The organism is Lysobacter antibioticus, from assembly GCF_000731095.1.
GTDB classification, from domain to species: domain Bacteria; phylum Pseudomonadota; class Gammaproteobacteria; order Xanthomonadales; family Xanthomonadaceae; genus Lysobacter; species Lysobacter antibioticus_B.
The window spans coordinates 24,460-45,827 of sequence record NZ_JMTZ01000003.1 but is presented as its reverse complement, the minus strand read 5'-3'; the positions used below and the strand labels follow the sequence as shown (position 1 = coordinate 45,827).

Annotated in this window: 7 protein-coding genes; 6 read left to right on the top strand and 1 reads right to left on the bottom strand. The window is 67.7% G+C overall.

The genetic code is table 11. The features are described from left to right. The first annotated feature begins 435 nt into the window (after positions 1 to 435). Positions 436 to 2,976, top strand: a complete 2,541-nt coding sequence (locus EX88_RS0100885; RefSeq protein WP_031370144.1) for a beta strand repeat-containing protein — start codon at positions 436 to 438, stop codon at positions 2,974 to 2,976. Between the two features lie 165 nt (positions 2,977 to 3,141). Here EX88_RS0100885 and EX88_RS0100880 read toward each other — a convergent pair whose 3' ends face one another. Further along, positions 3,142 to 4,074, bottom strand: a complete 933-nt coding sequence (locus tag EX88_RS0100880) for a sulfite exporter TauE/SafE family protein (RefSeq protein ID WP_031370143.1) — start codon at positions 4,072 to 4,074, stop codon at positions 3,142 to 3,144. 408 nt (positions 4,075 to 4,482) lie between these two features. Here EX88_RS0100880 and EX88_RS0100875 point away from each other — a divergent pair, with 408 nt between their 5' ends. The 5 genes from EX88_RS0100875 (at position 4,483) to EX88_RS0100855 (ending at position 21,336) form a co-directional block, all read left to right on the top strand. After that, positions 4,483 to 15,012: a hemagglutinin repeat-containing protein gene (locus EX88_RS0100875; RefSeq protein ID WP_081930513.1), complete on the top strand. Its 10,530-nt coding sequence runs from the start codon at positions 4,483 to 4,485 to the stop codon at positions 15,010 to 15,012. Then, the gene (locus EX88_RS0100870; RefSeq protein ID WP_031370141.1) at positions 15,009 to 15,875 is read left to right on the top strand and encodes a hypothetical protein; all 867 of its coding nucleotides are present in this window, start codon (positions 15,009 to 15,011) and stop codon (positions 15,873 to 15,875) included. Before EX88_RS0100875 ends, EX88_RS0100870 begins: the two co-directional genes overlap by 4 nt. A gap of 88 nt (positions 15,876 to 15,963) precedes the next feature. Then, a complete protein-coding gene (locus EX88_RS0100865) occupies positions 15,964 to 17,736 on the top strand; it encodes a ShlB/FhaC/HecB family hemolysin secretion/activation protein (protein WP_235186175.1) in 1,773 nt (590 codons plus the stop codon). A 230-nt stretch (positions 17,737 to 17,966) separates the two neighbouring features. Continuing rightward, on the top strand, positions 17,967 to 18,800 hold the full coding sequence (locus EX88_RS0100860; protein ID WP_051884278.1) for a helix-turn-helix domain-containing protein: 834 nt from the start codon (positions 17,967 to 17,969) through the stop codon (positions 18,798 to 18,800). A gap of 112 nt (positions 18,801 to 18,912) precedes the next feature. After that, the gene (locus EX88_RS0100855; RefSeq protein WP_031370138.1) at positions 18,913 to 21,336 is read left to right on the top strand and encodes a penicillin acylase family protein; all 2,424 of its coding nucleotides are present in this window, start codon (positions 18,913 to 18,915) and stop codon (positions 21,334 to 21,336) included. Positions 21,337 to 21,368: the final 32 nt, after the last annotated feature.

The window sequence follows — 21,368 nt, the reverse complement described above, 5'->3', positions numbered from 1 at the left end:
GCCAGGCCTCCACGGGCGTTCGGGCCGGCGACGGGCTTCGATCGAAACCGGGGAGGCGGACGGGAGCAAGGCAAGGACGACCGTCCATCCGCGATGACCGGTCGTTTACTCCGTGTGTCTTTGCGCAAAAAGCACACCGAATGAAGTAAATCGACTAAAGAAAGGCACTTCGTGATTGAGAGGGGTGCAAAACTGAGATATAAGTCACAGAAATGCCCGTGACCGGGACGCCTGGGCAAGTCACCAATCGAGAGTCGCTGCGCCCCTGGGGGCTCCGTGGCAGCGCTGTCCTGAAGCGCACGTATCGAGCTGCACGGTTGTTGCTCGACGCTGACTCACTGATTGGCCTGTGCAACGAGGGGGTGCCGTTTGTTCAACCATCGTCGTCGATGCCTGTCCGCCAGTACGCGCGGCCGGCGCCTGTTTGCCTGTCCAGTGGCCTTGGCATTGCTGCCGCTGTTGGCGTTTCCGGCGACTGCGCAGATCCAGCGCAGCTTCATCAATCTCGGCTTCGAAGAGCCCATCCTGGTGCCCGCGGGCTGCTCCACCCAGACCATCGATTCGCGGGTGACCGGCTGGACGACCACCCATCCGGTCGGTACCGGCGGGGGCGGCTGCACCAGCCCTCCGAGCGGCGAGACCGGCCCGCTGATCGAACTGTGGAGCAACGGCTTCCTCGGGGTGCCGTCGCGCGCCGGCAGTAACCTCGCCGAGCTCAATGCCCAAACCGCCTCACGCCTGTTTCAGCGCGTGTGCCTGGTCACCGGAGAGCAGGTGCGGTGGCAGTTGAGCCACCGGGCCAGAGACCCTGGCGGCACCGGCCTCGACGTGATGGCGTTCAACATCGATTCGACGGTCAACCAGATCGGCCGCTTCGCGACCAACACCACCGGTGCCGGCACCGTGCAGGCCTGCGGCGGCGGGCTGATCGGCACCGCAAGCTGCGCTGCGCCGACGACGACCAATACCTGGGCCGACTACACCGGCACCTTCACCTGGACCGGTACGTCCGCGATCCACGATTTCGGCTTCGAAGCCATCAGCACCTCCACCGGCAACAACAGCGTCGGCAATCTGCTCGATGAGATCCAGATCTTCCTGACCCCGTACCTGGAGTTCAAAACCGCGACCAACTCGGGATCGGAATCCGTCACCACCGGCAGCGGCCCGGTCGTTGCGGTGTCCGGCACCATCGCCGCGCCGGTGAACGTGACCATCCAAGTCACGGCAGCCAGCACCGCGACGCTCGGCAGCGACTACACCACGCCGTCGGGCACCAACACCTTCACCATGACGATCCCGGCCGGCAACTACGACGGCAACGTCGGCAGCCAGTTCCCGACCGGCATCGTCATCGTCAACGACACCGTCGTCGAGAACAACGAATTCATCACGATGAGTGTGCAGCCGAATCCCGCGGTCTACACCATCGCCAGCACGTCCACCTGCGGCCCGCCGTTCGTGCAGACCTCGACCTATACCATCCTCGACAACGACGTCGACACGCGCACCACCAAGACCGTCGGCAACGCCAGCCCCGCAGCCGGCGGCAGCACGGTGTTCACCGTGACCTACCAGAACAACACCGCGCGTCCGACCGTGGGCACGGGCAGCGATCTCGCTGCGCACGACGCGCAAGTGTCGATTGCCGATGCGTTGCCGGCCGGTTTCACCGCGTTCTCGTGGACCTGCGCTGCCAGCGGCACGCCCACGCCGGTGTGTCCGGCTGCCAGCGGCACCGGCGCTATCGCGGCGACCGCGACCTTGCCGGCCGGTAATGCGGCCGCGGGCGGCACTTTGACCTACACGATCACCGGCACGCTCGACCCGGCGCAGTGCGCGGCGACCACCAACACCAGCACGGTCGCGGTGGTCGCGCCGATCCAGGAAGCCACCAGCGCGCAGGCCTTGTTCGTCACGCCCGCGCCAGGCGGCACCGCCAACAACACCGCGACGGCGGTGGTGGACCCGGGTTGCCTGACCCTGAGCAAGACCACCAGCCCGGCCGCGGCAGCGACATTCGGTTTCGCCCTGACCAATACCGCGCTGACCGCCGCGACGGTGAGCACGCCGGCATCGGGCACGGCGCAAGTCGACGGCAATGCTGCCGCGGGCATCCAACCGTTCGGCATCGTCGCGCCGGCCACGGCGATCACGATTCAGGAGAACGCGTTGCCGGCGATCTATCAGCTCGCCAGCGCGACCTGCAGCAACGGCATCGCCAACGTCGGCAGCTTGAGCGGCACCACCTTCACCATTCCCTCCGCCGACGTGGTGGCCGGCACCGATTTCACCTGCAGCTTCACCAACGTGCGCAAGACCGCGTCGGTGGCGCTGGCCAAGACTTGGGTCGGCGCGGTCGTCAACGACAGTGCCAGCCTCAGCGCCACCGGCGGCATCGTGAACCCGACGCTGACGTCGGTCGCCAACAGCGCGAACGAGACCGACACCGGTACGGCGGTCGTGGTCGATACCGGCACTGTATTCACCTTGTCCGAGATACTGGGTGCCGGCAACGTCGGCCTGTACAACCCGAGCGCCTGGGCCTGCACCGGCACCAGTGGCTTGTCGGGCAACACGCTGACCGTCGGCGACAACGACACCGCGATCGTCTGCACCATCACCAATACCCGCCGGCAAGCGGACCTGCGGATCACCAAGACCAATACGCCAGGCGTGAACGGCGATGTCGACCAGGTCGGCGATACGGTGACGCGAGGAGCGCCGACGACCTATACCGTGGTCGTAACCAACGTAGGCCCGGATCCGGTGGTGGGAGCACTCGTCAGCGACGCGGCGGGGCCGGGTATCGTTTGTCCGGCCGGTAATGCAGTCACTTGCAGCGGACCACCGGGCGCGTGCCCGGCAGGGCCGTTGACCTTCGGCATGCTGTCGGCTGGGGTGACGCTCGGCACCTTGTCCGCGGCGCCCGGAAGCAACCAAGTCACTTTCGTCTTCCAGTGCAACGTTCCCTAGCCGCCGGCGCGGCCTGCGCGACCCGGCCCGTGCCGGGTCGCCGGGTTGGCGTCACGAGATCTCGCCGGCTAACTGAAGTGCTTGCACGCAGGTCTTGCGCGATGGGTTCGTATCCGAGTTGAAGCGCGAGTGGTGGCGCTATTGGCGGAATGAGGCCTCCGCCGCTCAGGCACGGTCGGCTTTCAGCGAACCCGATGCCTCCGCTCGCGCACGCCGCGCCGACAGCAGCATCTGCACAGCGGCGTACAGCGTCACCGCCAGCACCAGCCAACGCAGCCATTCCAACGGCAGCGACTTGACCAGGAAGGCCGCGATCAAGACCCCGGGAATGCCGCCTAAAGTCAGACCGAAGGCCGCGCGCAGGTCATAGCGGCCGCTGCGCACGAAGGCCGCGCCGCCGACCGGCATCAGGAACGCGCAGGCGCCCATCATGATCGGGAACGCCGCGAGCGGGTTCATGCCGAGCAGGCTGACCAGGATCAGGCACGGCGCGTACAGCCCGATGCCGAGCATCATCAATGCGCCGAGCACGAAGCTGGCGGCAATGGCGAAGGCGAGCGTCGCGCCGTGCAGGCCCAAGGCGTCGCCGCCGCCCGGCAGCCATTGCAGGTTGGTGGCAAGGAACAACAGCGCCGAGACCAACAACGCGATGCCCATGCCGATCTGGATCGCGCGTTTCGGCAGCCGCGCCACCACCCGCACGCCGGCCCAGGCGCCGGCGACCGCGGCGGCGATCATCCCGGCCAGAGTGACGAAGTCGACGCTGACCACGGCGATGAAGATCAGGGCCTGAGCGATGGTCGGCAGCGCGTGGCCGACGTTCAAGGTGCCTGGAATGCGATCGTCGGCGACCCGGCCACGCAACTTGAAGATCGCGGTGGTGGTGGCGAAAGAACCGATGCCGAGGGTGTCGAAGAAATTCGCGACGAAGCCGGTCAGCCCATCGCCTGGACGGGGCCACGGCGACACACCCGCGTCCGCATCGCGATCCCGTTGGCGGCGGGCGCGCTCCAGCGCGTACCAGCGCCAGGCATAGGCCAGCGCCAACAAGGCCAGGGCCGACCAGAGCAGGGCGACCTCGAGGCTCGGGCGATTCACGACAGTGCCTCAAGCGGCGAGGGCGAGCGGCTGACGAATTCGACGACGGGCATGGCGCCTCCGGACAGGACCCGGGCCATGGTCGGACCCGCGCGCCGACGCGGCTTGCATCGCTTACGCGCTCCGGATGCGGATAACGGCACAGTCGTCGGCCGGACGGCGCTCGTTCGCTTGCGGCTCTCGGCCTGTTCGGAGGGGCCGAACGGCCGCGAAGGCTGTGCGATGGGCCTTCGTCTCCACGCCGTTACCGGCGCGATAGTGTGACCTGAGTCGCACGTCACGGCGATTGCAGGGGGCGGGGTAGGGATCGCCGCCGTTGCCTCGTCTCTATAGGCGAACGCCAGCTCATGCCCTGCGGGGTGCGAGGCCAACGGCGGCGACGCGCCATTCTTTCAAGGACGACAGACCATGACCCGCCTTCCGCCTCGCATCGCCCGTGCGCGTGCTCACGGCACGCAACCGAACGCGTCGGCTTCCGGGACGAAGCCGGCACTCGCCAAGGACGGCGAGGGCGCGTGCGCGCACCGCGCCACCACACCGCTGACTGCGGCGGTGGTCCTGGTCGCCGCACTATCGGCTTCGCCGAGCCAGGGACAAATGATCGCGGCGCCGGAAGCGCCCGCGACGCAGCGCCCGGTGCTGCTGACCGCGCCCAACGGCGTGCCCCTGGTCAACATCCAGACACCGTCGGCGGCCGGTGTGAGCCGCAATGTCTACCAGCAGTTCAATGTCGGTCCCGAAGGCGCGATCCTCAACAACAGCCGCGGCAACGTCCAGACCCAACTCGGCGGTTGGGTGCAGGGCAATCCGAATCTGGCCACCGGGCCGGCGCGGATCATCCTCAACGAGGTCAACGGCGGCGACGCCAGCCGCCTGCGCGGTTACCTCGAAGTCGGCGGCCAACGCGCCGAAGTGATCATCGCCAACCCGGCCGGCATCGCGGTCGACGGCGGCGGTTTCATCAACGCCAGCCGCGCCACCTTGACCACAGGCACGCCGCAGTTCAATTCCTTCGGCGGCCTCGACAGCTTCCTGGTTCGCGGCGGCACCATCACCATCGACGGCAAGGGCCTGGACGCCAGCAAGACCGACTACGCCGCGATCCTCGCCCGCGCGGTGCAGGCCAACGCCGGCATCTGGGCCAGCGAGCTCAAGGTCGTTACCGGCGCCAATCAGATTTCCGCCGATCACGCCCAGGTCGCCGCGGCGGGCGCCTCCGGCAGCACACCGACCTATGCCTTGGATGTGGCGGCACTCGGCGGCATGTACGCCGGCAAGATCGTCCTGGTCGGCACCGAAGCCGGCCTTGGTGTGCGCAACGCCGGCACGGTGCAGGCGGCGTCGACGTCGGCGGCGCAGCTCGCCGGCGCCGGCCAACTCGTCGTCACCAGCGCCGGGCGCCTGGAAAACATCGGAACCCTGCAGGCCACGACCGACGCGAGCCTGAGCGCATCGACGTTCGACAACAGCGGCCGCGTGTCCAGTGGCGCGAACCTCAAGATCGCCACCCAGGGCGCCCTCAACAATCGCATCGGCGAGCAAGGCGGCACGCTCGAAGGCTCGCGCCTGGAGTTGAACAGCGCGGGCGACCTCGACAACCGCGGCGGCACCTTGCGCCAGACCAGCGGCGCGGCGCTGGCCTTGAGCGCGCCGAGCCTGAGCAACCGCGGCGGCAACATCGGCCTGGAGCCGATCGCGCAAACGCCGACACCGGGCACCGGGCCGGGCAATGGCGGCACGCCACCGACCACGCCTGGTGGCGGTACACCAGGCAACGGAGGTGGCACTCCGGGCAGCGGCGAAGGCGGTGGCGTCGTGCCGCCGCCGTACCAGCCGCCGTCGCCAGGCCTGATCGCCGCGGCGGGCACGCTGCGCAACGACGGCGGGCGCATCTATGCCGGCGGCGCGATCGCGTTGCACAGCGCGGACCTGGACAACCAGGGCGGCAGCCTCAGCGTCGCCGACATGACGGTCGATCAGCCGCGTTTCGACAATCGCGGCGGCACGCTCAATATCGGCAACGTCTTCAACGCCCGGGTCGAACAGTTCGATAACAGCGGCGGCAAGCTCAACGCCGGACGCTTGAACATCAGCGCGAGCGGCGACCTGCTCAATCGCGGCGGCACGCTGACCAGCGCCAGCGACGCCCAGCTCGCGGTCGGCGGAACGCTCGACAACAGCGGCGGCACCATCGCCGCCACCGGTGTCCTGGCCGCGGCGGTGAGCGGCGCGGCGATCAACAACGCCGGCACCTTGATCGCCAATCGCGATGTCGGCCTGACCGCCGCCACGCTCGACAACGCCAAAGGCAGCATCCAGTCGGCGCAGGCCGGCGCGCGCTTGAACGTGGTCGGCGCCGTGAGCAACGCCCAGGGCCAGATCGGCGCGGCCGGCGACCTGCATCTGCAAGCCGGCAGCCTCGCCAACAGCGGCAGCCTGCGCGGCGCCAACGACGTCACGATCACGACCGGCGGCGTGTTGGGCAACGACGGCAGCATCACCGCCGGTCGCAACGCACTGATCGCCGCCGGCAGCCTGCAAGGCGGCGGCAGCGGCGTGCTCGGCGCCGGCATCCAGGCCGACGGCAAACTCGCCGGGGCGGGCCAGTTGCAGGTCACCACGAGTGGCGCCCTGGTCGCCCACGGCACCCAGCTCGCCGCCGGCAAAGTCAGCTTGCAGGGCGCGAGCGTGGATATTTCCGCGGGCCAGACCAGCGCAGCCGAGATCGCGCTGACCGCCACCCAAGGCAACGTCGACACCAGCCGCGCCACCGTGGCCACGGCCGGCCGCTTGAGCGTCGTCGCCAACACGAACGGCGCGCAGTCGCTGATCAACCAAGCCGGCAAACTCAATGCCGGCGAACTCGATATCCGCGCCGCCAACATCGCCAACACCCAGGGCGGCGAGATCGTCCAGACCGGCACCGCGGCCAGCACGCTCGCAGTCAGCGGTACGCTGAATAACGACGGCGGCCGCATCGCCAGCAACGGCCAGGACCTGGGGCTGCAGGGCGCGGCAATCAGCAACCGCGGCGGCAAGATCGAACACGCCGGCAGCGGCGCGCTGAAGATCGCCGGCGGCCGTTTCGACGGCGACAACGGCCACATCACCGGCAACGGTGGCTTGCTCGTCGAGCTGGCCGACGCCTTCAACCAGGACGGCGGCAAGACCAGCGCCAAGCAGATCGCCATCGAGGCCGGCGAGCTGAGCAATCGCGGCGGACAGATCGTCCAGACCGGCGCCTCCGACACGCGCATCGGCGTGCGCGGCGTGCTCGACAATAGCGGCGGCATCATCGCCAGCAACGGTCAGACCCGCGTCGCCGCCGGCAGCCTCAGCAACCGGGCCGGCACCCTGCGTGCAGCCGAGGGCTCGGCACTCGGCCTCAGCGTCGAGGGTCTACTCGACAACAGCCTCAAGGGCGAGATCGGCGCCGGCGGCAACGTCGACCTGCGCGCGGGGGGCTTGAACAACGACAGCGGCCGCATCACCTCGGTCGGCGACGTCGCCGTCGATACCCAGGGCGGCGCCGCGACCAACATCGGCGGCACCATCGCCGGCAACGGCAATGCCCGCATCCTTGCGGCCAGCCTCGACAACAGCGGCGGCACCGTCGCCGCGGTGCGCGGCAACCTCGACATCGCCACCGCCGGCCTGACCCGCAACGACGGCGGCAGCCTGCAGGCCGGCGCCCGCACCATGCTGGCCAATGGCGGCTTGAGCAATCGCGGCGGCAAGGTGTTCGGCGACAGCCTGTCGGTCGATACCCGCGGCAATGCCCTCGACAACAGCGGCAAGGGCGCGTTGGCGGCCACCCAAACCGTCACCCTGAAATCGGGCCTGTTGAACAACGACAGCGGCGTGATCCAGTCCGGCAAGGCGATGAGCATCGATACCGGTGGCCAGGCCTTGATCAACACCAACGCCGCCGGCGCGAGCAACGGCCAGGGCGGCATCAGCAGCGCCGATACCCTGACCCTCAATACCGGCACGGTGAACAACAACGCCGGCTTCATCGGCGCCAAGCAGGCCTTGGTCGCCAGCACCGGCGCGGTCAGCAACAGCGGCGGCACGGTGCTGGGCGAAAGCGGCGTCAGCATCGACACCCATGGCGCGACCTACGACAACCGCGGCGGCCGTACCCAGGCCAAGGGCGATCTCACGATCAGCGCCGGTGCGCTCGACAACAGCGGCGCGCTGATCCGCTCGCTCGGCAAGACCACCCTAAATGCCGGCCACGTCGTCAACGCCGGCACCTCGGGCGCGAACCTGGGCATCGAGGGCGGCAGCGTTGCGATCAACACCGGCGGCTTCGACAACCGCTCCGGTGCGATCCGCGCCGATGCCAACGTCACCATCGCCAGCGGCGGCACCGTCGACAACCGCGGTGGTCTGATATCGGCCGGCGACACCGTCGCGATCGTCGATCCCAACGCCGCCAATCCGGCGGCGAAAACGCTCGACCTGATCAACGGCAACGGCACCCTGGTCGCCGACAAGCTGCTCAAGATCGACGCCGCGCGCTTCAGCGGCGACGGCCGCGCGGTGTCGGGCAAGGACCTCAGCATCGCCCTGACCCAGGACGTGGTGAACAACGGCGAGGTCGGCGCCAACGGCAACGTCAGCTACACCACGACCGGTAACTTCACCAATCACGGCAAGCTCGTTGCCGGCCAGACCCTGACCGTCGCCGGGCGCAACGTCGACAACACCGCCGGCGCCGAAATCAGCGCCGGCACCACCATCGTCCGCGCCGCCGACACGCTGACCAACCGCGGCCTCATCGACGGCCACGACACCCGTCTCGACGCCGGCACCCTCAACAACATCGGCACCGGCCGCGTCTACGGCGACCTCGTCTCGATCGGCGCCGGCACCGTGAACAACGACGCCGAGAACGTAGGCGGCACGATCAAGGCCGGCACCATTGCCGCGCGCAGCCGCCTGGACATCGGCGCCGGCACCCTCAACAACCGCGAGCACGCGTTGATCTTCAGCGCCGGCGACCTGTTCATCGGCGGTGCGCTCAACGGCGAGCGCGAGGCGACCGGGCAGGGCGGCACGCTCAACAACTTCAGCGCCGACATCGAGTCGCTGGGCGACCTGTCGATCGCGATGGGCCGCATCAACAACTGGGACGTGCACATCCGCAAGGGGCCGCAGGCGATGCCGCCGAAGGCTCCGACGGTATTGCTGGCGCCGATCGGCGGCAGCGGCTTCTACACCCTCGACCAAGTCATCTTCGTCATGGGCTCGCCGATCGTCTATCTGCGCAACCCCGACGGCACACCGGGCCAGTTGTTGACGGTCGAAGGCTTCGGCCTGTGGACGACCTCGTACGCGGTCACCGAAGACACCGCGACAGATGTCGACCCCTCGCGCATCGTCGCCGGCGGCGACATGGCGCTGTCCGGCGCCGTGCACAACAAGAGCAGCAAGATCATCGCCGGCGGCACCCTGACCGCGAGCGACGTGACCAATGAAGGTTTGACCGGCAACCGCCGCATCGTCAGCTCGACGATCGTCATGAACCACAAGGGCGAGATCCAGGGCAGCGTCAGCCACCCCGACATCAACGAAACCATCGACCTGGAGAAATACACCCCGCTGCAGAACGTCAACGCGGTGCAGGGTTACAACCCCGGCGCGGCCGGCACGGCCAACGTCGACGCCCACGGCGGCGGCGCAGGCGGGGTGAACGGCGGCGCCGGTCCGGGCGCGTTGGTCGAAGTGCCGGCTCAGGTCGGCGCGGTGATCCGCGCCTCGGGCGCCAGCGCCGGCACGGCCGGCGGTGCGAATGGCGCCGACGGCACCGGCAGCAACGAGACCATCCCGATGGTCGTGCGCACAAGCCTGCCCAATGCGACGGTGCCGCGCGCCAGCCTGTTCGGCCTGCGCCCGGATGCAGGCAGCCGGTATCTGATCGAGACCGACCCGCGCTTCGCCAACCACCGCCAGTGGTTGAGCAGCGACTATCTGCTGAGCCGCATGGGCTTCCAGCCCGAGCACCTGCTCAAGCGCCTCGGCGACGGCTTCTACGAGCAGAAACTGATCCGCGAGCAGGTCGCCCAGCTGACCGGTTATCGCTATCTCGACGGCTTCGGCAGCGACGAAACCCAGTACACCGCGCTGATGAACGCCGGTGCGACCTTCGCCCAGCAATACGGCCTGCGCCCGGGCGTGGCCCTGACCGCCGCGCAGATGGCCCAGCTGACCAGCGACATCGTCTGGCTGGTCGAACAGACCGTGAGCCTGCCCGATGGCGGCACCCAGCGCGTGCTGGTGCCGCAGGTGTACGTGCGCGTGCGTCCGGGCGACATCGACGGCTCCGGCGCCTTGCTCGCCGGCAACGCGGTACGCATCGGCAGCGCCGGCGACGTGGTCAACACCGGCACCATCGCCGGTCGCGCACTGGTGTCGATCACCGCTGAGAACGTCAACAACCTCGGCGGCCGCATCGCCGGCGCCAACGTGGCGATCGACGCGCGCAACGACCTCAACAATATCGGCGGCAGCATCACCGCACGCGACTCGGCGGTGCTGACTGCCGGTCGCGACATCAACATCCGCACCACCACCCAGAACTCGACCGGTCTGTTGACCGGCAGCAACATCGACCGCATCGCCGGCGTCTACGTCACCGATCCGGGCGGCGTGCTGCTGGCCTCGGCCGAGCGCGACCTCAACCTGACCGGCGCGATCCTTTCCAATGTCGGCCAGGGCAGCCGCACGCTGGCCAACGCCGGCCGCGACGTCAATCTCGGTACGGTCACGCTCTCCACCTCGGCCCATGTCAGCGGCAGCAGCGGCGACACCACCGCCAGCGGCATCGCCGCGCATAGCCGCGAAGTCGGCTCGCAGATCGTCGGCGGCGGCAGCGTCGCGATCAGCGCCGGCCACGACGTGCAGGCGCGCGCGGCCCAGGTGGCCGCCGGCGGTACCCTCGCGGTCAGCGCCGAGAACGACATCCGCATCGACGCCGGCCAGTCCGCGAGCGCGATGCTCGCGGTCAGCCATACTTCGAGCAAGAAGCTGCTCTCGCGCAGCAGCAGCGACAAGCTCGACGGCGAAAGCGAAACCCGGGTCATCGGCAGCAGCTTCAGCGGCGACAACGTGGTGATGTCGGCCGGCAACGACCTGGTCGTGCGCGGCAGCGAGGTCTCCGCCGTCAATCAGGCGGTGCTCAGCGCCGGTCGCGACGTGCGCATCGAAAGCGCGCAGGAGCACTCGCAGTCGGCGAGCTTCGCCTCGAGCAAGAGCAGCGGCTTCAAGCGCAACCTGACCGACGGTCTGACCTACAGCAAGAGCTCGCGCAGCGAGTTCGAGATCAACCGCAGCACCGAACAGGTCGGCAGCAGCGTCAACGGCGGCAACGTCAGCATCGATGCCGGCCGCGATGCCCAGATCATCGCCAGCAACGTCATCGCGGACCGCAACGTGGGCATCACCGCCGGCCGCAACATCGACATCCTGGCCGCGCAAGACACCAGCGACACGATTTCGGCCAGCGACAAGAACGACCGTACCCTCAATCTGCGCGTCGGTTACGCGCCCAAGCAGACCTTCTACAGCCGCACCCGCAAGGGCGAGGACGGCACCGGCCAGTCCAGCACCGCGGTCACCAGCCTGATCAGCGCCAACAACGGCAACCTCAGCCTGTATGCCGGCGCCGATCCCAAGTACGCGGGCACCGGGCAGGGCAACGTCACCACCGAAGGCGCCAACCTGCTGGCCAAGAACCGGGTCGGCATTTCCGGCAACGCGGTCAACCTGATGGCCGCGACTTCGACCGAGGCCAGCAAGAAGCACAAGGAGAGCAGCGGCCATACCATCGGCGCCGAACTCACCGGTTATGCCGGCAGCGCCATCACCAGCCTGTACAAGCGGGTCGAATCGGCGCGCACCACCAGCGACGATCGCCTGCGCGGCGCCTTGGTGCTGAAATCCGGCTACGACGCCTACAAGCTGGTGAGCAGCGACAAGATCGCCAACGGCGTCAACAGCTTCGGCCAGGCGCAAGACCCGACCAAGGTCGCCTCCGCGGTCGCCGCCGGCAGCAGCGAGGCGGCCCTGGCCAATAATCCGTCCGGCGCGGCGTTCGGCATCGCGGTCAGCGAAAGCCGCACGCGCGAGCGTTCCGACACGGTCAAGGTCAGCACCAGTCAGCGCGGAACCAACATCCAGGCCGGCAGCATCGACATCACCGCCCGCGAGTCCGACATCAATGTCGAAGGCGGCAAGCTGCAGGCACGCGACATCGTCCTGGACGCCAAGCGCGACATCAACCTGTACGCCGCGCGCAACACCGCCGCGACCCTCGGCACGAGTTCGGGCAGCAACCTCGGCGGCGGCGTGACGTTCGGCTTCGGCTCGCAGAACGGCTTCAGCATCCAGGTCGAGGCCGGCAACAAGTCGGGGCGCCAGACCGGCTTCGAGGTCAGTCACGACAACACCCTCGTCACCGCCACCGACTCGCTCAAGGTCAAGAGCGGCCGCGACACCAACCTGCGCGGCGCGCAGCTGGCCGGCGACAGTGTCGAGATGAACGTCGGGCGGAATCTCAACATCGAGTCGCTGCAGGACGTCACCAGCTACGTCAGCCGCGAAAGCAGCAGCGGCTTCAGCCTCAGCCTGTGCATCCCGCCGATCTGCTACGGCGAATACGTCTCGGGCTCGGTCAGTGCCTCGAGCCAGCGCGTCAATCACCTCTACCAGAGCGCCACGGGGCAAAGCGGCATCAGCGCCGGCAACGGCGGCTACGACATCGTCGTGCGCGGCAACACCGACCTCAAGGGCGGCGCCATCACCAGCACCGCGGCGCCGGACAAGAACAGCCTGACCACCGCCAGCCTGACCAGCAGCGACCTGGTCAACCAGCAGAAGACCAATTCGTCGAGTTCGAGCCTGAATATGAGTTTCAGCTCGGGGGCGAATGCGTATTCGCAGGGCACCAGCCTGGCGGGCAATGCGATATCGAGCGCGACCAGTACGGCGTTGGCGAATCTCACCGGCGGCGCCGGATTGCCCGCGAAAAACGACGAGAGCAGCCATACGCTCAGCGTGATCAGCCCGGGCAACATCAAGATCACCGGCACCGGCAACGCCGAGATCGACGACAAGAGCCGCGAGAACGTCGCCACCCTGACCGTGCGCGACCCTGAAACCGCGAACGGCGCGCTCGTCAATACCCTGACCCTGCAACAGGCCGAGGAGATTCCGAAGCGCCAGCAAGAAGCGAAAGAGCGCCAGCGCGCGCTCGACATCGTCGGCGGCGTGGTCAACAGCGTCATCGGCGACGTCAGCGAAAAACTCAACAAGCAGGCGCAGGAAGACGAAAGAAAGCGCGCCGAAGCGGCCGGCGAGCCGCCCAGGCCGGTCACCGCCTGGCAGGACGGCTCGATCGAGAAGACCCTGCTGCACGGATTGGCCGGCGCGATCCAGGCCAAGATCGGCGACGGCAGTGCGCTGCTCGGACTCGCCGTCGGCACGATCAACGAGCAGTTGACGCCGATGATCGGCGAGTACCTGAAGAGTCAGGGCCTGGACCCCAAGAGCGACGCCTACAAGGCCCTGGTGAAGGCAGGTTCGACGCTGTTGGGCGCCGCAGTCGGCGCTGCCTTGGGCGATGCGGGCCTGGGTGCGGATTTGGCCAATACCGCCACCTCCAACAACTACCTCAAGCACATGGAGGTCGTGCAGAAGAACAAGGAAATCGTTGCTTGCCGAGGCTTTGGGCCCTGCATCGAGGCGCGCGAGGCGTATTGGAACGAGGTCAGCATCGAACGCAACCGCCAGATCGACATGAGCTGCACGATGCAGGCACCGGAACAGTGCCGGGCGAACCTCGACGACATGCGCGAGGACCTGCTGGAGCTGAAGCAATACGCCAGCGGCAAGGGCATCAATCCCTATACCTCGGAAGAATGGACCAACCTGAGTCAGGTCGCGGCCCTGTACCAGGCCAACCTGGAACGGCTCGCGGCGATCGGCGCCAACGAACTCGGCTCGACCTACGCCACGCCGGCCACGCTATACGCGAACGGTTACCTGACCAAGGACGAAGCCGACGCCTTGGCCTTGTTGCGGCGCGGGACCTTCGTCAGTGCGCTCGGAACCATGCTGTCCAACGTATCGCCCGGGAAGAGCAACAGGCAGGTCACCGACGAGGTGGGGGCCGGCAAGTCCACGACCATCCGGATCGGGGACAAGGATGTCGACATCATCGAACGCAACGGCACGGTGAGCCGGTACAACCCGGCGACCGATCGTTACGAGCCGATCGGGGCCGGCGCGGAAGTGCCGAGCCTGCCGTCGCAGAATCCGCCGTTGCCGGGAGCGCCGCCGATCGGACTGCCTGCACCGGCCGGCTACGTGATCATGCCGATGAAGGATTCCAGCGGCACCTCGATCCCGGTGGTGATAGCGAGCGATAAATTCGCCTGGGGGCCGACCGACCCCAAGAATCTCATCGGTTCGCAGAACGTCGATCATGAGCGCGCCGCGGAGCGCTTCATCCGCTCGACCGTGGACGTCGTGAGCATGGTCGATGCGAGACGAGGCAACAACAACGGCTTCGATCCGTCCTACATCAAGAGAGATGCTAACGGGAACTACCAACTGGTCATCGTCGAAGACAAATCGGGGTCGATGCCCAAGATCACCGCGTTCGGCGAAGGCAAGAACGGCGAGGCTCAATTCATCAAGAACCTGGCGTCCATGCGCGATACGATCCTCAACGACCCGACGATTCCCAATCTGGCCAAAATATCGGCGTTGGATCAGATCGACAGGAGGACCTTCCTGGTCCAGCTCTTCGTCGGACCGAGCTCCAACCCTTCGCTCGCCCAACTCGACAACATACGCCAGCTCACCAACAACCAATTCTCCCTGACGAACATCACGGTATTGCCCCGCGTGAGAGAGCCGATCAAACGATGAATGCGGTATCCACCCAGCAGGCATGGCGCGAGTTCGTGGCTGCTAATCTCGGGCCGGAGGGCTATCCGGGCACGGTCGAGCGTATCGACGGGGAAGGGCTGTTCCGATTCTGGTCTCGGATGGACGTGCCCGTCAGCTCGCACTATCTCGACTGCGCCGTGGAACTGCTCTGCGGCGCTCCGGACGAAAGCGACCTGGCGGCGAAATTCCTGGGCTATGTACGCGCTCAGATCGAGCGCGCCGAAGCCGAGCCAGAGCGATGGCAGCGCGGGGGGGCAGGAGGATGGGGAACCTCGACGCTGAAAGCTGCGCGGTGGTACGACTTCGTGAGGGTCGAGCTGTATAGCCGGTCGCTGCTCGGCGAAGCGTTCGCGGTGGAGCCGCTCCATTTCGATGCGCTGCAAGGAAGCGCCGCAGAGTATGCGCTGTTGCCCGATCGGGATTGGCAGGATGGCTACCAGGCGAGATTCATAGAATGCGCGGTCGTCGCGCTGGCTTGGGGACGCCCGGACCTGGCTCATTCGATCCTCCAGGTCCGGCGCCCGTTCTCGTACACCGCGCGTTATCACGCTTGGGCGCGGGGTCTGGCCGATGCGCTTCTGGCGGTTCCTGCGGGGCAAAGCGTCGCTTCCGACTCGACGCTTTGGCTGCAGTTCCATTCGCTGTTCGACGAGGCGCGACACCCCACTTCGTTGCTCAGGACCGGAGCGGCTTCGCATGAGGCTGCGCAACGCGGAGACGCCATCGTTTCGTCGAGTTGGTCTTTACTGCGCCTGGCGCTGGCGACGATCAAGCAACGCTATTTGCTCGATAGACCTGTCGATCCCGGCATGAAAGCGTTGATCGGATTGATCAGCGAGTAGACCGGTTTCAACCCGGCTGAGTTCGCGGGCTTTCGCCGGCACCGATTGCGGCTTGCTTGAACATGGACGATTTCCCAGAGGAAGCGCTTTGAACAATCCCTGTCGCAAGGCGATGCGAGCCACCACCCACGCGACGATGATCGCCTGCGCGGTCGCCGCACCAGCGATCTGCGCCGCCCAGGTCGCCACCACGCCGCAACCGATCATCGAGCAGCAACGCCAGCAGGAGCGCGAGCGGGCGTTGCGCGAGCAGAACGAACGCAGCATCGACGAGCGCCTGCCGACCGCGTTGGCGGCGCCGACCCAGCGCATTCCCGCATCCGAGTCGCCGTGTTTCCGCATCGACCGTGTCTTGCTGGTCGGCGATGGCGCCGAGTCCTTCCAATGGGCCCTCGGACATCTCGATGGCCCCGACGGCGACGACCCGGCGCTGGGCCGTTGCCTCGGCACTGAAGGCGTCAACGTGGTGATGGAACGCGTCCAGGCCGCGGTGATCGCCAAGGGCTGGGTGACCACCCGTGTGCTCGCGGCGCCGCAGGACCTATCCCAGGGCACGCTGAGCTTGACCCTGTTGCCGGGCCGCATCGCCGCGATCCGGCTCGGCGCCGATTCGGCGTCGCCGCTGCTCGGCAGTTCGGCGCTGTTGCTCAGCGCGATTCCGGCCCGCGTCGGCGACCTGCTGAACCTGCGCGACATCGAACAAGGCCTGGAGAACCTCAAGCGCGCGCCGACCGCCGACGCCGACATCAAGATCGAGCCGTCCAGCGCCAAGGACGCCAGGCCCGGCGACAGCGATCTGGTGGTCAAGTACGTGCAACCGCGCCACTGGCGGGTGAACCTGAACCTCGACGACAGCGGCACCGATTCGACCGGCCGCAACCAGGGCGGCGCGACCTTGTCGCTGGATAATCCGTTCGGCCTCAACGACCTGTTCTACGTCAGCGCCAACCACGGCGTGGCCAGCCCGCTGTTCCACGGCGCCGCCAAGGGCAACGAAAGCCAGACTGCGCATTATTCCTTGCCGTACGGCTATTGGGCGCTGGCCCTGACCGCATCGCAGAGCGAGTATCACCAGCGCGTCGCCGGCCTCAACCAGACCTATGTCTATTCGGGCGAGAGCGGCAACGGCGAGGTCAAGCTGTCGCGCCTGCTGTACCGCGACCAACATCGCAAGACTGCGATGGCGCTCAAGGCCTTCCGTCGATCCTCGCGCAACTTCGTCGACGACACCGAGATCGAAGTGCAGCACCGCGTGGTCGGCGGCTGGGAGCTGAGCCTCAACCACAAGGAGTTCGTCGGCAGCGCGACCCTCGAAGCCACGCTCGCCCACAAGCGCGGCACCGGCGCCTTCGGTTCCATCGTCTCTCCCGAAGAGAGCTTCGGCGAAGGCACTTCGCGGATGAAGCTGTATACCGCCGAAGTCAGCCTTACCGCACCGTTCAAGCTCAAGCTCGCCGGTGGCGAGCGCCGGCTGCGCTATGTCGGCCTGCTGCGGGCGCAATGGAACCGCACGCCGTTGACCCCGCAGGACCGCTTCGCGATCGGCGGCCGCTATTCGGTGCGCGGCTTCGACGGCGAAACCAGCCTGGTCAGCGACCGCGGCTGGCTGATCCGCAACGACTTCGGCTGGGTCCCTGGCCAGAGCGGCACCGAGCTCTATGTCGGCATCGATTACGGCCGCGTCGGCGGCCGCTCGGTCGCCGAGCTGATCGGCCGCGACCTCGCCGGCGGCGTGGTCGGCGCACGCGGCGGCTGGAAGCGCTTGAGTTACGACCTGTTCGCCGGCGCGCCGATCTCCAAACCGCGCGGCTATCCGACCGCCGACATCAGCTTCGGCTTCAATCTCAGCGCGAGCTTCTAGCGCACGGGCGGGTCAGGGCGCAGGCTTGCGCTGGACCACGATGATGGTCGGGGCTTCATCGCGGAGCGGCGCGGCGCACGTCGAGCGCGGCCACGGCATACCGGTGGCCGCCCGGACCAGGCGGCTCTATCGGCTACGGGGTTTCGGCAAGCGAACGGACACGGTAAGCCGGCCCCGTCGTTTACCCCACAGGTAATGGCCAAGCCCTGCGCCCTGACTATCGTGGCCGCATGAACGCGATCCGACCCGTAGGCGAACTCATCCGCGACTGGCGCCAGCGCCGTGGTCTCAGCCAGTCGAACCTGGCCGAGCTTGCGAATACCTCTGCGCGCCATATGAGCTTCATCGAGACCGGTCGCTCGCAGCCGAGCCGGACCATGTTGATGCGCCTGGCCGACCGCCTCGACGTGCCGCCGCGCGAACGCAATCTGCTGATGCGGGCAGGCGGGTGGTCGGCGATCTATTCCGAGGGCCGCATCCAGGACGACCCGGCACTCGAACCGGCGCGCGAGGCCGTGGAGCTGGTATTGCGCGGCCACGAGCCGTACCCGGCGATCGCCGTCGACCGCAACTGGAACTTGTTGGCGCGTAATCGCGCGCTGAGTGTTTTGCACGACGGCGGCATCGCCCCGTTCCTGTTGCAGGCACCGCTCAACGTGCTGCGTCTGAGCCTGCACCCACAAGGCTTGGCACCGCGGATTCTCAATCTGGGGTCATGGCGTGCGCATCTGCTGCATCGCCTGCGCCGGCAGGCCGAGGCCACCGCCGACCCCATGCTTCGAGCCTTGCATCGAGAGCTCAGCGATTACCCCGGACCGGCGGCAGAGGCGCTCGCATCGGCCGCGCACGGCTTCGTCGTCCCCCTGCGATTGCGCGCGTCCTGCGGCGTGTTGTCCTTCATCAGCACCACCACGATGTTCAAGAACCCGCTGGACCTGAGCCTGTGCGAACTCGCCGTCGAGACCTTCTTGCCGGCCGACCCGGCGACGGCGCAGTGGCTGCGAACTAGCCTGCTATCCAGGCAGGGGCTACAGGCCGGCTCGGAGTCGGAGCCGCAGCCTTAGTCCGTTATGGGCGGGGCGGCGCTGGCCCATGCGTGGTCTGCTCCGGTGCGCAGGCGCAAAATAATTCCTCTCCGCCGCAGCGGCGGACCGACATCCCGATGGGCGAGGCGAAATGGCGAAGCGGTTGCGGTCGATCTTGTGGGGGCTGGCATCGCTGTTCGCCTTGCTCGCGTTCGCGGCGTGGTGGCTGGTGCGCGGCAGCCTGCCGACCCTGGACGGGCGGTTGGACCTGGCCGGGCTTTCCGCCGCAGTCGAAGTAGAGCGCGATCGCGATGGCGTGGTCACCATCGATGCCTCCAACCAGTCCGACGCCGCGCGTGCCTTGGGCTACGTCCATGCCCAGGAGCGCTATTTCGAAATGGATCTGATGCGGCGCACCGCCGCCGGCGAATTGGCGGAGCTGCTCGGCCCCTCCATGCTCAAGGCCGACCGCAAACATCGGATCCATCGTTTTCGCCATCGCGCCAGGCTCCACTCCGAGGCCTTCGCCGGCGGTCACGCGGAGACCTTACGTGCCTACACCGAGGGCGTGAATGCCGGCCTGGCACATCTGAAGGTGCGGCCGTGGCCCTATCTGCTGCTGGGCCAAGCGCCGCAGCCGTGGCAAGCCGAGGACTCGGCGCTGGCGGGATACGCGATGTACGTCAACCTGCAGGATGCGTCGAACGGGCGCGAAGCTGCGTTGCGTTCCATGCGGCCGCACCTGCCTGCGGCGGTGTTCGATCTGCTGATGCGCGACGGCACGCGCTGGGATGCACCGATGCAAGGACAAGCCCGCGGCGACGCCGTGTTGCCGGATGCGGATGCCGTGGATCTGCGCAAACTGCCCGGCCCGGTTCGGCCGCGCCCGGCCCCAATCGACAGCAGCGGCACGCCGGGCAGCAACAACTTCGCCGTCGCCGGGGCGCTGACGAGCGATGGCCGCGCGATCCTGGCCGACGACATGCACTCCAGGCTGAGCGTTCCGAACGTGTGGTTCCGGGCGCGGCTGCGTTACGGTCACGAAACCGGGCGGGTGGACGTTTCCGGGTTCACCCTGCCGGGCTTGCCGGTGGTCATCGCAGGCAGCAACGGCAAGGTCGCCTGGGGGTTCACCAACGGCTATGCGGACACGCTCGATTGGGATCCGCATTGCGGGGGCAAGGAGGCGAGCAGCTGCGCCGCGTTGCTGCAACGCAAACCCGCGGTGGAAATCATCCGGGTCAAGGGGCGCGACCCGGTCGTGCTGCGGGTGCTCGATGACGAACGCGGCCCCTTGATCGTCGATGCGGTCGGCCAGCCACCGATGCAACTGCATTGGACGGCCTATCGCCCCGAAGGCCTCAACCTCGATCTGGCGACGCTTCACCACGCCCGCGACGTGCGCGAGGCATTGTCCCAGGCGCGCACGGTGGGCCTGCCCACGGCTAATCTGATGCTGGCCGATCGCCGCGGCCGGATTGCCTGGACCCTGATCGGCCCGACGATACCCGCGCATGACTCCAGCGATTGCCGATGGCCCGGCACCGAGCGAGCGTCGAGCGAGCGAGCGGCGACAAAGGCCGGCCCGGACAGTTCGATGCAGAGAAATTGCCCGGACGCCTCGGCCGAATACGCTGCGCCGCCTTCCATCCCGCCCTTTATCATCGACCCGCCGGACCATCGCCTGTGGACCGCGAACAACCGCACCCTGGATGCCGCATCGCTGAACCGGATAGGCGATGGCGGCTATTCGCACGGCGCACGAGCCGGGCAGATACGCGATGCCTTGCAGCAGCGGCGAACTTTCGCCGAGCCCGATCTCCTGGCGGTCCAGCTCGACGACCGGGCGTTGATGCTGACGCCATGGTGGGAGTTGATGCAGGCCCAGGCGCGTCGTGGCCGCAGCGATTCCGCATTGGCTGCAATGGCCCAGGCGGCCGCTCGCTGGGAGGGACGCGCGAGCGCCGACTCGGTGAGTTACCGCTTGGTACGCGCATGGCGGCTGGCGGTGCATGCGCGCATCCTCGATGGCCTGACGGCACCGGCCCAGGCGAGGATGAAGCATCGTTTCGTCATGCCGCAGTTGCCGCAGTTCGAAGGCGTGGCCTGGCCCCTGGCCACGGCCCAGCCGAAGCATCTGTTGTCGAGGCGCTATCCGTCCTGGGAGGCGCTATTCGAGGATGCAGCGCAGGAAGTACGGCAGGAGTTGTCCGGCCAGGGAGCGCTGGCGCAGCGCACCTGGGGCGAGCGGAATACCGCGGCGATATGTCACCCCTTGGCTTCGGCCGTACCGCTGCTGGGCAAGCGCCTGCTGTGCATGCCACGCGATCCGCTGCCGGGCGACAGCGGCATGCCGCGCGTGCAGGGCCCGGCCTTCGGCGCCACCGAACGCATGGTGGTCTCGCCCGGGCACGAAGACTCGGGTATCGCCCACATGCCGGGAGGGCAGAGCGGGCACGTGTTCTCGCCGTTCTGGGGGCGCGGGCACGACGATTGGGTGCAGGGGCGGCGCTCGCCGTTCCTGCCTGGCCCTGCGGTCTACTCGCTGGCGCTGACGCCCGAACGCAAACTTTGAAGATCCGCCGTCCAGCCCGGGCCGTCGCAACG

What these genes read in the sequence shown, in the direction of transcription:
- EX88_RS0100875 (WP_081930513.1), top strand. Translation starts at nt 4,483, where the DNA reads ATGACCCGCCTTCCGCCTCGCATCGCCCGTGCGCGTGCTCACGGCACG.
- EX88_RS0100870 (WP_031370141.1), top strand. Translation starts at nt 15,009, where the DNA reads ATGAATGCGGTATCCACCCAGCAGGCATGGCGCGAGTTCGTGGCTGCT.
- EX88_RS0100860 (WP_051884278.1), top strand. Translation starts at nt 17,967, where the DNA reads ATGAACGCGATCCGACCCGTAGGCGAACTCATCCGCGACTGGCGCCAG.
- EX88_RS0100855 (WP_031370138.1), top strand. Translation starts at nt 18,913, where the DNA reads ATGGCGAAGCGGTTGCGGTCGATCTTGTGGGGGCTGGCATCGCTGTTC.